Source organism: Ilumatobacteraceae bacterium (assembly GCA_033344875.1).
Lineage (GTDB): Bacteria > Actinomycetota > Acidimicrobiia > Acidimicrobiales > Ilumatobacteraceae > Ilumatobacter.
Map to the genome: position 1 here is coordinate 1,809,266 of JAWPMO010000001.1, position 13,394 is coordinate 1,822,659.

11 protein-coding genes are annotated in these 13,394 nt (G+C 68.3%); 4 read left to right on the forward strand and 7 right to left on the reverse strand.

What is annotated here, in order from left to right; genetic code table 11:
• Window positions 1–30: 30 nt before the first annotated feature.
• Window positions 31–792, reverse strand: a complete 762-nt coding sequence (locus tag R8G01_08615; protein MDW3214042.1) for an EcsC family protein — start codon at window positions 790–792, stop codon at window positions 31–33.
• 143 nt (window positions 793–935) lie between these two features.
• On the reverse strand, window positions 936–1,475 hold the full coding sequence (locus R8G01_08620; GenBank protein MDW3214043.1) for an MOSC domain-containing protein: 540 nt from the start codon (window positions 1,473–1,475) through the stop codon (window positions 936–938).
• A 144-nt stretch (window positions 1,476–1,619) separates the two neighbouring features.
• On the opposite strand from R8G01_08620, the gene R8G01_08625 reads away from it, so the two are divergent.
• Window positions 1,620–2,879, forward strand: a complete 1,260-nt coding sequence (locus tag R8G01_08625; protein MDW3214044.1) for a cation:proton antiporter — start codon at window positions 1,620–1,622, stop codon at window positions 2,877–2,879.
• A 50-nt stretch (window positions 2,880–2,929) separates the two neighbouring features.
• Here R8G01_08625 and R8G01_08630 read toward each other — a convergent pair whose 3' ends face one another.
• On the reverse strand, window positions 2,930–4,120 hold the full coding sequence (locus tag R8G01_08630; protein MDW3214045.1) for a pyridoxal phosphate-dependent aminotransferase: 1,191 nt from the start codon (window positions 4,118–4,120) through the stop codon (window positions 2,930–2,932).
• Window positions 4,121–4,232: 112 nt separating this feature from the next.
• Here R8G01_08630 and serC point away from each other — a divergent pair, with 112 nt between their 5' ends.
• Both serC and R8G01_08640 read left to right on the forward strand, forming a co-directional pair.
• Entirely contained in the window at window positions 4,233–5,372 is a 1,140-nt protein-coding gene (gene serC / locus R8G01_08635) for a phosphoserine transaminase (GenBank protein ID MDW3214046.1), read from the forward strand.
• 14 nt (window positions 5,373–5,386) lie between these two features.
• On the forward strand, window positions 5,387–6,262 hold the full coding sequence (locus R8G01_08640) for a PAC2 family protein (GenBank protein MDW3214047.1): 876 nt from the start codon (window positions 5,387–5,389) through the stop codon (window positions 6,260–6,262).
• 39 nt (window positions 6,263–6,301) lie between these two features.
• On the opposite strand, the gene R8G01_08645 is transcribed toward R8G01_08640, so the two are convergent.
• From R8G01_08645 to R8G01_08655, 3 genes are all read right to left on the reverse strand, one after another.
• Window positions 6,302–7,609, reverse strand: a complete 1,308-nt coding sequence (locus R8G01_08645; GenBank protein ID MDW3214048.1) for a bifunctional o-acetylhomoserine/o-acetylserine sulfhydrylase — start codon at window positions 7,607–7,609, stop codon at window positions 6,302–6,304.
• Between the two features lie 111 nt (window positions 7,610–7,720).
• Complete coding sequence (locus R8G01_08650) at window positions 7,721–8,707, reverse strand: malate dehydrogenase (protein MDW3214049.1); 987 nt, start codon at window positions 8,705–8,707, stop codon at window positions 7,721–7,723.
• A 52-nt stretch (window positions 8,708–8,759) separates the two neighbouring features.
• Window positions 8,760–10,763, reverse strand: a complete 2,004-nt coding sequence (locus tag R8G01_08655) for an acyltransferase family protein (protein ID MDW3214050.1) — start codon at window positions 10,761–10,763, stop codon at window positions 8,760–8,762.
• A 69-nt stretch (window positions 10,764–10,832) separates the two neighbouring features.
• Between R8G01_08655 and R8G01_08660 the strand changes: the two genes are divergently transcribed.
• On the forward strand, window positions 10,833–11,315 hold the full coding sequence (locus R8G01_08660; GenBank protein ID MDW3214051.1) for a YbaK/EbsC family protein: 483 nt from the start codon (window positions 10,833–10,835) through the stop codon (window positions 11,313–11,315).
• Between the two features lie 428 nt (window positions 11,316–11,743).
• Here R8G01_08660 and purH read toward each other — a convergent pair whose 3' ends face one another.
• Window positions 11,744–13,285, reverse strand: coding sequence for a bifunctional phosphoribosylaminoimidazolecarboxamide formyltransferase/IMP cyclohydrolase (purH, locus tag R8G01_08665; protein ID MDW3214052.1), 1,542 nt, complete (start codon window positions 13,283–13,285; stop codon window positions 11,744–11,746).
• Window positions 13,286–13,394: the final 109 nt, after the last annotated feature.

The window sequence follows — 13,394 nt, forward strand, 5'->3', positions numbered from 1 at the left end:
GACCGCCGTGTAGCCGGCACGATCGCCGGGTCAGTCGTCGAGTCGACGGTCGGTGATGTCGGTCGAGTCGACATCGATCGCCGAGTACGGCAATCGAGCGAAGAACGCATCGGCGTCGCGGGCGAGCTTGCGGATCGCTCGGTAGTTCGCTCCCCCGCCGAACACTGCGCCGATACCGATCGGCAGCGCCGTACCGAGCGCGATGAGTCCACGCCGGGTGCCGTACTTCTGGAGCATCGACCGGCTCATCAGTCGGTTGGCCAGCTGCAGGGTCGCCATCGGCAAGCGCTGGTTGACGGCAGGGGCGGCCCCATCGGTCGCCTCACCGATCGCGCGATTGAACCCTTCCTTGGCCGAACCGCCGTAGATCAACACGGCCAACACCCACGCTCGGCGTTCTTCGACCGTCGGATCGGTCCGTCCGTGCACCGCTGCGATCGTCAGGATCAGGTCGCCCGCCCTGGCGGTGAACCATCCGAGCTCGGCGACGGCGGTCACCAGCGTCGCACCCGTGCCGACGGCAGGGGCGATCGCAGCGGCACCGGCAGCCGCACCCGCGGCACCCAACTCGCGTGAGAACGACTTGGTCAACGCCTCGATCTTCTCCGGCCGGATGCCGCCGGGCAGTTGGTCGGCCCGTCGCTTGGCAGCATCCCACCGATTGGCGGACACGTCGTCGATCGCTTCGAGCATGCGGCGCGACAGACGCTCCGCATCTTCCGGGCGGAGTCGCGCCGCCATCTGCGCCGCCAACCTGGCGGCAGCGAGTTCGGCACGCGATCGGACTCCCACACGGGTGTTCTAGCTGGCGGGCGGGCCGATCAGGCTGCGGAGTACCGCAGATTCGACTCGGACCAAGGCGTCGCCGTTGCGAGCCGACCTGCACACGGCGACGTACACCGCCGGGTTGCACGTCACCGACGATTCGCGGCAGATCAGACCTTGTGCATCGGGATGGGTTCGCCCGGTGGCAGCGACACCGCGATCGGGTCACCCGTCCGCACCTCGCCGCCGTGCACGACGACCGCCATGACACCGCCGCGGCGGACCGTCTCACCGTCGACCTTGGTCCGCAGTTCGCCGAGCAGGCCGTCCTGCAGGCCGTTGATCTGGCCACACGGATTCCGGAGGCCGGTCAAGGCGATCATCGCCTCGCCGCCGAGACGCAGCATGGTGCCGGTCGGCAGATCGAAGATGTCGAGGCCGGTCGTCGTGATGTTCTCACCGAGCGCTCCGGGCGCGACGTCGTAGCCTCGCTCACCCAGATCGTCGAGGAGCTCGGTCGGGAACAGCAGGATCTGCCGGAGGTTCGGCTGCGTCGGATCCTTCGCGACGCGCGAGCGGTGCTTCACCTGTGCGCCCGAGTGGGCGTCACCGTCGACACCGAGGCCGGCGAGGAGCGTGATCGCCTCGACGGGCGTCTTGCTGAACGTGTGGGTGGCACTCCGGTGTACGCCGGCCACGTGGGTGGTCATGGCGCTGCCTGCAAGCGTTCGGTCTCGTGCACGTCCGCATCATCCTCCGTGACCGTCGATCGCGCAAGTGAACATCGGGCGACGTCGAGCCGACATCAACGCAGCCCGACGTCGGCGAATCCGGCGGCGCGATACGGTCGGCCGGTGCTCGATCTCGCCATCGTCGCCGGTGTCTTGGCGGTCGTCGCCGCGGTCCGACACGTGATCGAAGACCTCCCGGTCACCGCGCCGATGCTCTACGTCGCGGCGGGTGTGGTGCTCGGACCGGACGTGTTGAGCGTGCTCGAGATCGACCTCGAGAGCGAGACGGTCGCGATTCTCGCCGAGCTCACACTCGCCCTGCTGCTGTTCGCCGATGCGTCGCGCATCGACGTGCGCCGACTGCGGCGTTCGATCGGACTCCCCGCCCGGCTGCTCGGCATCGGGCTGCCGCTGACGATCGCGCTCGGCACCGTGCTGACCGCACTGCTCCTCACCAAGTTGAGCTGGGCGGAGGCCGCGCTGATCGCCGCCGTGCTGGCGCCGACGGATGCGGCGCTCGGCGAGGCGGTCGTCTCCAACGAGGCGGTTCCGGTTCGCGTCCGCCAGGCCCTCAACGTCGAGTCGGGCCTCAATGACGGCATGGTGGTGCCGGCGGTGACGATCTTCCTGTCGATGGCGATCGGCACCGATCTCGACGGACCCGGGAGCCTCGCCGTCGAGGCGCTGACGGAGATCGGGATCGGCGTGCTGGCCGGCGTCGCGATCGCGTTCGCACTCACCCGGGTCGCGATGTGGGCGATGGACCGCCACTGGACCGACAGCGAGGGACTCCGACTGCTCATGCTGGGCGGCGCACTCGCTGCCTTCGCCGGGTCGGCCGCGGCGGGCGGCAACGGGTTCATCGCCGCCTTCGTCTGCGGCCTGCTCGTGCGGGCGTTCATGGGCGAATCGGTCGACACCCAGACCGAACTCGCGGAGGACGCGGCCCAGATCGGAGCGACCGCCACGTTCGTACTCTTCGGCGCTGTGCTCGTGTGGCCGGCGTTCGACGCGCTGACGCCGCTCGTGGCGATCTGCACGATCGCGACCCTCACCGTCGGCCGGATGGTTCCCGTCACGATCTCGCTGGTCGGTTCGGGGCTCGAGCCGAGGACCGTCGCGTTCATCGGGTGGTTCGGCCCGCGCGGACTGGCGTCGATGGTGTTCGGCCTGCTCGTGATCCAGGAGGAGGCACTCGTCGATCGCGAGCAGCTGTTCTCCGTGATCGTGCTCGTCATCGTGGCATCGGTCGTGCTGCACGGCGTGTCGTCCGGACCGCTCGCCGTCAGGTACGGCCACTGGTTCGACCTGCACGGTCACCGCGACATGGAAGAGGCCCTCGAGGTCGAGGCCTCCATGCTCCGAGGCGAGCGACGCCCCTGACGCTCGGACGCTTCTTCGGCGGTGAGGCGCTCGGGTCGGTGCCCCGAACGTCAGCGAACGAGTTCGGCGATGCGGCGGATGCCCTCTTCGAGGTCGTCGTCGCCGAGCGCGAAGCTGAACCTGGCGTAGCCGGGCGCCCCGAATGCCTCGCCGGGCACGAACGCGACCTTGGCCTGTTCGAGCACGAGGTCGGCGAGTTCGAGCGTGTTCGACGCCGTCTGTCCGTTGATGTCACGACCGAGCAGGCCCGTCACGTTCGGGAAGCAGTAGAACGCTCCCTCCGGCTCGATGCAGGTGACGCCGTCGATGTCGTTGAGCAGCCGGTGCATGTTCGTGCCGCGACGCGTGAACGCGTCGCGCATCATGACGACGTCGTCGAGCGGGCCCGACACCGCGGCGATCGCCGCTCGCTGCGCGACGTTGGCGACGTTGGACGTGACGTGGCTCTGGAAGTTGGTGCACGCCTTGACGACGTCGTTCGGACCGATCAGCCAGCCGACGCGCCACCCGGTCATCGCATAGGTCTTGGCGACACCGTTCAACACCAGACACCGGTCCGCGATGTCGGGCACGAGGGTCGGCATCGATGCGAACTCGTTGCCGCCGTAGGTCAGGTGTTCGTAGATCTCGTCGGTGACGACCCAGATGTCGCGCTCGACCGCCCACTCGCCGATCGCCTTCACCTCGGCCGGCGAGTACACGGCGCCCGACGGGTTGTCGGGGCTGACGAACAGCAGCACCTTGGTGCGATCGGTCCGGGCCGCCTCGAGTTGCTCGATCGTGACCTTGAAGCCAGTGTCGTCACCGGTCTCGATGACGACCGGGACCCCGCCGGCCAACGTGATCGCCTCGGGGTACGTGGTCCAGTACGGCGCCGGCAGGAGCACCTCGTCGCCCGGATCGCAGAGCACCTCGAACGCCGTGTACACGGCGTGCTTGCCGCCGTTGGTCACGAGCACCTGGCTCGCGTCGACCTGATACCCGGAGTCGCGCATCGTCTTCGCAGCGATGGCCTCCTTGAGTTCCGGAAGTCCACCCGCCGGTGAGTACCGGTGGTTCTTGGGATCACCGCACGCCGCGACTGCCGCCTCGACGATGTGGGCAGGTGTCGGGAAGTCCGGTTCGCCGGCCCCGAAACCCACCACGTTCTCGCCGGCCGCCTTCATCGCCTTCGCTTTCGAGTCGACGGCGAGCGTGGCCGAGGGGGCGATGGCGGCGAGTCGTTCTGAGATGCGCTTCACGGTGTCACATCGTGGCAGATACGGCGCCGAATTCCCTGGCCGCTTACGAACTGTCTGCGCGAGCGCAGCAACCCAGGTCGCAACTCGGCGATCGCGCTGCCATGCTGGCGCCGTGGACGCCACAACGATCCGAATCCCCGCTCGACTCCTCCCCGCCGACGGCCGTTTCGGCTGTGGCCCGTCGAAGGTCCGGCCCGAACAGATCGATGCGATCGTCGCCGGGGCCTCGACCGTGATGGGCACGTCGCACCGCAAGCCGCAGGTCAAGGACCTCGTCGGTTCGGTCCGGGCGGGTCTCGGCGAGCTGTTCGGCCTGCCCGAGGGTTGGGAGATCGTGCTCGGCAACGGCGGCACCACGGTGTTCTGGGACGCCGCCACGTTCGGCCTCGTCCGGGAGCGCAGCCAGCACCTCGTCTTCGGCGAGTTCTCGTCGAAGTTCGGTGACGCCTGCGCTGCCGCGCCGCATCTCGGCGACCCGATGATCGTGTCGAGCGATACGGGAGATCACCCCGAACCCGTCGCAACCGCCGGCATCGACCTCTACGCCATGACCCACAACGAGACCTCGACCGGCGTCGCGATGCAGCTCCGCCGGCCCGAGGGCGCCGACGACGGAGCACTGGTGGCGGTCGACGCCACGTCGGGCGCCGGCGGCCTGCGCTGGCAGCCGAGCGAAGTCGACGTGTACTACTTCGCGCCCCAGAAGTGCTTCGCCGCCGACGGCGGGCTGTGGCTGGCGGCGTGTTCGCCGGCGGCCGTCGATCGGATCGAGCAGCTCGCGGCGTCCGATCGTTGGCGCCCGGCTTCGCTCGACCTGGGCATCGCGCTCACCAACAGCCGATCCAATCAGACCTACAACACGCCGGCGGTCGCCACGCTGCTGATGCTCGACGAGCAGGTGCGGTGGATGCTCGCCCAGGGCGGCCTCGAGGGGTGCGCTGCGCGCAGCGACGAATCGGCCAGCATCATGTACGGGTGGGCCGAGGCGCGCGAGTGGGCGACGCCGTTCGTCGCCGACCCGGCCAAGCGCTCGTCGGTGGTCGCCACGATCGACCTCGACGACTCGATCGACGCCACCGCCGTCAGCGCCACGCTGCGGGCCAACGGCGTGCTCGACACCGACAGCTACCGCAAGCTCGGCCGCAACCAGCTCCGCGTCGGGATGTTCCCGGCGATCGACCCGGCCGACGTCGAAGCGCTGACCGCGTGCATCGACCACGTCGTCGGTGCGATGACCGAGGCGTCGGCCTGACAAGCTCGTCATCGATGAACGTCGCGGACGTCCTCGAACTGGAGATCGCCGATCTCGGCCCGTTGCGGTCACCGGTGATGCTCGTCGCTCTGACCGGGCTGTTCGACATCAGCGGAGCGGCGACGACCGCACTCGACCAGTTCGCTCCCGCCGACACCGCTCTGACGATCGGATCGATCGACCCCGACCCGTTCTACGACTTCACCCAGGAGCGACCCCTCGTCGAGTTCGACGAGGGCGAGCTGCGCACCATCCGCTGGCCGGAGAACGAGTTCGACGTCGTACGCGGTCGGGGCGACCGAGACCTGGTGGTGCTGGTGGGGGTCGAGCCGCATCTCGGTTGGCGCACCTACTCCGCGTGCCTCACCCACGTCGCGCGAGAGCTGCGCTGCGAGGCCGTGGTGACGGTCGGATCGGCCGCCGAGGCGGTGCCGCACACCCGGACGCCGCAGGTGACCGGCAGCACCACCGACGGCGACCTGGCTCGCCGGCTCGGCATCGGTCAACCGAGCTACCAGGGGGTCACGGGGGTCGTCGGCGTGATCCAGACCGATCTCGCGGCCGCCGGCATCCCGTCGGTGTCACTGCGGGTCGGCATCCCGCACTACCTGATGAATGCCGAGCACCCGCAGGCCGTCGCGGCGTTGCAGACCCACCTCGCGCACGTCCTGAACGTCGAACCACCCGAGCAGGGTCAGGAGTTCGCCGACGAGGTCCGCAAGTGGCGCAGCCTTCACGACGAGGTCGCGAACGGCGACGTGCAGCTCCAGATGTACGTGAAGATGCTCGAACACGATGTCGATCGCCGCGCCGAAGCCGCGATCCCGTCGGCCGACGACCTCGGCGCCCAGTTCGAGGAGTTCCTCAAGGAACAACGCGACGACGACTGATCAACCGGTTCGGCTCGACGGCCGAACCGGCTGGAACCGTCAGACGGCAGCGAACCCCTGGTCGAGGTCGGCGATGATGTCGTCGATCGACTCGAGCCCGACGCTGAGTCGCACCTGGCCCGGGCTGACACCCGACGCCGTCTGCTCCTCGGCCGACAGCTGGCTGTGCGTCGTGGTCGACGGCTGGATCACGAGACTGCGAGCGTCGCCGATGTTCGCGACGTGACTGTGGAGCGTCAGACCTTCGACGAACTTCTTGCCGGCATCGGCGCCGCCCTTGATGTCGAAGGCGATGATCGAGCCGAAGCCCTTGCCCCCGCCGTACACGCGAGCCCGGTCGTGCCAGGGGCTCGACTCGAGACCGGCGTACGTGACGCTCTCGACCTGGTCGTGCGCGTCGAGGTACTCGCCGACCTTCTGGGCGTTCTCCCAGTGCCGGTCCATCCGCAGGCTGAGTGTCTCGAGACCCTGCAGGAACATGAAGGCGTTGAACGGCGAGATCGCCATGCCGAGGTCGCGGAGGAGCTGCACTCGTGCCTTCAGGATGAACGAACCGTGGCCCAGGGCCGGCCAGTAGGCCAGGCCGTGGTAGCTGGGGTCGGGCTCGGTGAAGTTCGGGAATCGGCCCGACGCGCCGTAGTCGAACGTGCCGCCGTCGATGATCGCTCCACCGATCGACGTGCCGTGACCGCCGATGAACTTCGTCAGCGAGTGCACGACGATGTCGGCGCCCCACTTCAGCGGCTGGACGAGGTAGGGCGTCGGCACCGTGTTGTCGACGATCAACGGGATGCCGTTCTCGTGGGCGATGTCGGCGACGTTCTCGATGTCGAAGAAGTTGTTGCGGGGGTTGGCCAGGACCTCGCCGAAGAAGGCCTTGGTGTTCTCGCGCACGGCACCGCGCCAGTCGTCGAGGTTGTCGGGGTCGTCGATGAACGACACCTCGATGCCCATCTTGGGCATCGTGTAGTGGAGGAGGTTGTAGGTGCCGCCGTACAGCGACGACGAGGCGACGACGTGGTCACCCGACTCGCACAGCGTCAGCAGCGCCAGCGTCGCCGCCGCCTGCCCCGAGGCCACCGCCAACGCGCCCGGCAGTCCGATCGCCGTGATGCAGCCACCCTCGAGGGCATTGAGGCGTGCCTCGAGTGCCCCCTGGGTCGGGTTCATGATGCGCGTGTAGATGTTGCCGACCTCCGCGAGGCCGAAGAGGTTCGCGGCATGTTCGGTGTCGCGGAACTCGAACGACGTCGTCTGGTAGATCGGGACCGCTCGTGCGCCCGTGGTCGGGTCGGGCTCGCCACCGACGTGGATCTGCTTGGTCTCGAAACCCCAGTTGTCACTCATGGGCGGTCACACTAGACCGGGCAAACCCGACCCCACAACTCAGGATTCAGTTGGTCGGCGAGCACCGTCGCGGGGCGAGCGGCGCTCGCCGGTCGGCCGCCGACAGGCGGGTCAGATCAGGCCGAGCTCGCTCACCGCGTCACGCTCGGCCACCAACTCGGCGGCGGACGCATCGATCTTCGAGCGACTGAAGTCGTCGATGTCGAGACCCTGGACGATCTCGTACGAGCCGTCCTTGCACACGCAGGGGAAGCTGGAGATGATGCCCTCGGGCACGCCGTAGCTGCCGTCGGACGGCACACCCATCGACACCCAGTCGCCCTCGGGCGTCCCGAGCGACCACGAACGGATGTGATCGACCGCGGCGTTGGCGGCGGATGCGGCCGAGGAGGCACCACGGGCCTTGATGATCGCGCCGCCACGGGTCGCGACGGTCGGGATGTACTCGTCGACGTACCAGTCGTGGTCGCCGACGGCCTCGTACGCCGAACGTCCGTTGACCTCGCAGTGGAACAGGTCGGGGTACTGCGTGTTCGAGTGGTTGCCCCAGATGGTCATCTTCTTGATGTCGTTGACGCTCACGTCGAGCTTGGCGGCCAGCTGGCTCATGGCCCGGTTGTGATCGAGCCGGGTCATCGCGGTGAAGCGACCCGGGTCGAGGTCGGCCGCATTGCTCATGGCGATCAGCGCGTTCGTGTTCGCCGGGTTGCCCACCACGAGCACCTTGACGTCCGACTTGGCCGAGCGCGACAGCGCCTCGCCCTGCGGCTTGAAGATGCCTCCGTTGGCCGACAGCAGGTCGGCACGGTCCATGCCGTCCTTGCGGGGCATGGCACCGACGAGCAACGCCACGTCGGCGTCGCCGAACGCCACGTCGGCGTCGTCGGTGCACGTGATCGAGTCGAGCAGCGGGAATGCCGAGTCGTCGAGCTCCATCTTCACGCCCTCGAGCGCGCCGAGGGCCGGCGTGATCTCGAGGAGCTGCAGCGCGATCGGCGTGTCGGGGCCGAGCATCGAACCCGAGGCGATCCGGAACAGGAGCGAATAGCCGATCTGACCGGCAGCACCGGTGACCGCAACACGAACTGGTGACGTCATGGTGCCGATCGTATGTCGTCGGGGGTTCCACCGGCCAAGCCGGTGGGAGCGATCAGCGTCCGGTCCAGTCGCCGATCACGTTCGCGTAGTACCTCCGACCGGCATCGGTCAGATGGATACCGTCGGCCGCGAAGCAATCGCCGGGGCATTCGTTCGACAGCGAGTTCCAGTCGATCAGGATGATGTTGTCCTGGCCGTCGGGCTTGTCGCGCTCGGCGAGGATGCGGTTGTTCTCGGCGGTCCACGGCCGGTTCGCTCGGACGTTGAGCATGATGACGTTGGGGACCCGGCTCAACGGGGCCAGCAGGGCGTCGAGCGTCTCGCGGGTGATCGGTCCGTTGGTGCCGAGATGGATGATGACCGGATCGCCGAACACGTCGGCCTCGCCCAACTGCTCCATCAACGCGACGGTCTCGACCATCTGACGGCTCACCTCGGCGTTGACCGTGTAGCCCCGCTCCTTCAACACGCCCGCCGCCCCGAGCATCACCGAGTCACCGATCGCGAGGTAGTCGACCGGCTCTTTCGGCAACGTGGTCGTCGTGGTCGTCGTCGACGTGGTCGTCGTGGTGGGATCTGCGGACGGCGCCGTCTCGACAGGGGCGGGTTGTGTGGTGGCGGTCGGCGTCGGATCGGCCGGGGCGGCCCCCTCGTCGCCACCGCCGCCGATCAGGTCCTCGAGCGACGTCGTGTTCTCCGCCCCCTCCTCGAGTGCGATGGCGACGTCGTTCTGCTTCAGTTCGGCGAGGCCGAGGCGGAGCACACCGAACGCCAGGAGCAGCAGCGACACCACGGTCGTGACGGCGACCAGTTGCCGCGGCACGGGGTCGCGGCGGGCGCGGAGGCTCTCCCACCAACTCGCGACCTCGCGGCGTCGGATCGGCGTCTCGACGAAGCGGTACGACGTCTCGGTGATGGCGACCGTGACGATCATCGCCACGACGAACTGCGGGAACGTCAAGACGTTGCCGGCGACCTTGCGGATGATCTGGTAGATCGGCCACGAGTACAGGTACAGGCCGTACGAACGGGTACCGATCCACACCAGCACCGGGTTGCCGAGCACCCGACTCGTCATCGTCCGCCGGTGGGTCACCGCAGCGATCACCATCAACGTCGCCAGCGAGGTCCACAGGAACCCCCCACGGAACAACCAGGCATCGGCCCCGGATGGCGTCACGAAGTGCAGCTTCCAGTTGAGCAACGCGAGCAACGCCAGCCCGATGAGCGCCACGAGGTCGAGGAGGCGGCCGGCGTTGCGAAGGGGACCGCGCATGATCGCGATCGGTCGCCACACCATCGCGAACGCAGCGCCGAGCAACAGGCCACTCGACCGCGTGATCGTCGACAGGTACAGCGCGTCACCCTTGGAGATGCACCGCTCCCCCAGCGTCCAGTAGGCGTCGGGGTTGACGGCACAGTCGCCGATCGGACCCGAGTGATACAGCAGCGCGGTCAGCACCGTCACGACGAGCGCACCCAGGACCAACCAGCGGGCCACGAGGGCGACGTTGCGGGTCCCGGTCCGGCGGAGCAGCAACATCATCACCAGCGGCCAGACCAGGTAGAACTGCTCCTCGACCGCGAGACTCCACAGGTGGCGCAGCGGCGCGAAGTCGCCGGTCGAGCTGTACCCCTGCCCCACCCAGATCTGATACCAGTTCGACACGTAGAGCAGACCGCCGAGCATGTCGCCGCGCAGCTTGCCGAGTTCGTCGGGGCGGAAGATCCACGTGTACGTCAGGAGCAGGAACAGCATCAGGAACAGCGCCGGGAGGAGGCGTCGTGCCCGACGCATCCAGAACGCCCCGATCCGGACCGTGCCGGTCCGTTCCCGCTCGGCCATCAGCAACAAGGTGATGAGATAACCGCTGATGACGAAGAAGACCTCGACGCCCAGGAACCCGCCGGACAGCCACTCGCTGTTGGCGTGGTAGATCAGCACGGCGATCACGGCGAGCGCGCGCATTCCATCGAGCCCGGGCAGGTAGGGAACCTTGCTCAGGTTCGGTGCGTCGCGTCGGGGGCGCGTCGGAGCGAACGTGGCGTCAGCCATCAGCACCAGTATCGCCCCGTCGAGGGTCGATCGGCGGTCATGGTCGTCGGAGTGCGTATCGTCGGGACCATGAGCGATGCCGTGGTCGATGCCGTTCGAGCGACCGGATTCGAGCCGAAGGTGGTCCCGTGCGACCCGGAACTGGCCGACACCGCAGCGTTCTGCGAGTCCTACGGGTTCGGGCTCGACCAGTCTGCGAACGCGATCGTGGTGGTCGGCAAGGGCGATCCACGGATCTACGTGTGCTGTCTCGTGCTGGCCACGACCCGGCTCGACGTGAACGGTGCCGTGCGGAAGCGACTGGGCCGGAAGAAGGCGTCGTTCGCCTCCGCCGACGAGACCGCCGAGATGACCGGCATGCAGATCGGCGGCGTCACGCCGTACGGGCTGCCCGCCGAACTCCCGATCTGGATCGACCGCCGGATCATGGACGTGCCGAACGTGATCGTCGGCGGCGGCTCACGCGACCGCAAGCTCCTCGTGTCACCCGAGTCGCTCGCCGCCCTCCCCGGCGCCGAAATCGTCACCGACCTCGCCAAACCGGCCGAGTAGCTGAATCGTGCGCTCGCAAGGCGCGACGAGCCCGAGTTGCCTGATGGCAACGAGCGGCGAGACGGAACGCAGCCAGGGGCCGATCCAGCCGACACCGCCACGCGGCCGGCGAACCACCGAAGCCCCCCGAGCACAGCAACCACCCTTCCGTTCCTGATTCCGAGCTGGATCGGTTCCTGGCAAGGCGCGACGAGCCCGAGTTGCCTGATGGCAACGAGCGGCGAGGCGCAACGCAGCCAGGGTCCGATCCAGCCGACACCACCACGCGGCCGGCGAACCACCGAAGCCCCCCCGAGCACAGCAACCACCCTTCCGTTCCTGATTCCGAGCTGGATCGGTTCCTGGCAAGGCGCGACGAGCCCGAGTTGCCTGATGGCAACGAGCGGCGAGGCGGAACGCAGCCAGGGGCCGATCCAGCCGGAATCAGGTCAGTGGCGGAAGTGGCGTTGGTTGGTGAAGACCATGGCGATGCCGTGTTCGTTCGCGGCGGCGATGACCTCGTCGTCGCGGACGCTGCCGCCCGGCTGGATGACCGCCGAGATCCCCGCTGCGGCGGTTGCGTCGAGTCCGTCGCGGAACGGGAAGAACGCGTCGCTCGCACACACACCGCCGTCCGCTCGACCGGCGGAACGCTCGGCGGCGATCCGGGCCGAGTCGAGGCGGTTCTGCTGGCCGGCCCCGATGCCGAACGCCTGACGATCCTTGGCGTAGACGATCGCATTGCTCGTGACCGCGGCGCACACACCCCAGGCGAACACGAGATCGTCCCACTGGGCATCGGTCGGTTGCACATCGGTGACGACCCGCCAATCGGTGCGGTCGAGCGATACCGGGTCGGGCTGCTGGATCACGTAGCCGCCGTCGAGCGGCTTGAGGTCGTAGGGCCACTCCGAAGGGGAAGCAGCGGTGATGACCCGCATGTTCTTCTTGGCGAGCAGGATCTCGAGCGCGTCGTCGTCGAAGCCGGGCGCCACGACGACTTCGGTGAAGACGCTCGACAGCGGCTCGGCCATCGCCCGGGTGACGGTGCGGTTGGCGGCGACGATCCCTCCGAACGCGCTGACCGGGTCGCAGGCGTTGGCTTTGACGTAGGCGTCGGCGATCGGGTCGGCGGGGTCGGTGCCGATCGCGCCGCCGCACGGATTCGCGTGCTTGACGACCACGCACGCCGGGTCGTCGTAGCGGTGGACGAGCCGCCATGCGGCCTCGGTGTCGTAGAGGTTGAGGTAGCTGAGTGCCTTGCCACCGTGCTGGGTCATCGTGTCCCACCAACTCGTGGCTCCGGCGAAGCGATAGCGGGCGCCCTGCTGGTGCGGGTTCTCGCCGTACCGGAGGATCTCCGTGCGCTCGAGCGCCACGTGCAGCGTGCGCGGCAACGGCTCGGGCTCCGGCTCGCTGTGGTCGAACCAGGTGACGATGGCGGCGTCGTAGGCGGCGGTGTGCGCGAACGCGTCGCGGGCGAGGCGACGGCGGGTGGCCAGCGTGATCTCGCCGTGCTCGCGGACGTCGGCGACCACCGTGTCGTAGTCGGACGGGTCGACGACGACGGCGACGTGGGCGTGGTTCTTGGCCGACGCCCGCACCATCGCCGGACCGCCGATGTCGATCATCTCGACGGCCTCTCCCGAACCGTGGGCGAACGCCTCGGCGTCGGAGCCGAAGGGATAGAGGTTGGCGACGACGAGCGAGATCGGCGAGATGCCGTACGCCTCCATGTCGGCGCGATGCTCCGGGTTCGTCGGGTCGGCCAGGATGCCGCCGTGCACCTTCGGGTGGAGCGTCACGACGCGGTGGTCGAGGATCGCCGGGACACCGGTCAGGTCGGCGACATCGGTGACCGGAACTCCTGCCGCCGCGACCACCTTGGCGGTGCCGCCGCTGGACACGATGTCCCAGCCCAGCTCGTGGAGCGAGGTCGCGAGTTCGGCGACGCCGGTCTTGTCGTACACGGAGAGCAATGCGGTCGGCACGTGATCGAACCGTAGCCACCGAGCCGCCGCCCCGGCGAGTGTCCATACGAAATGTCAGCACCACCGCGAGCCCCCTGACTAGGGTTTTCTTACCGATCAAGGAGGAAAC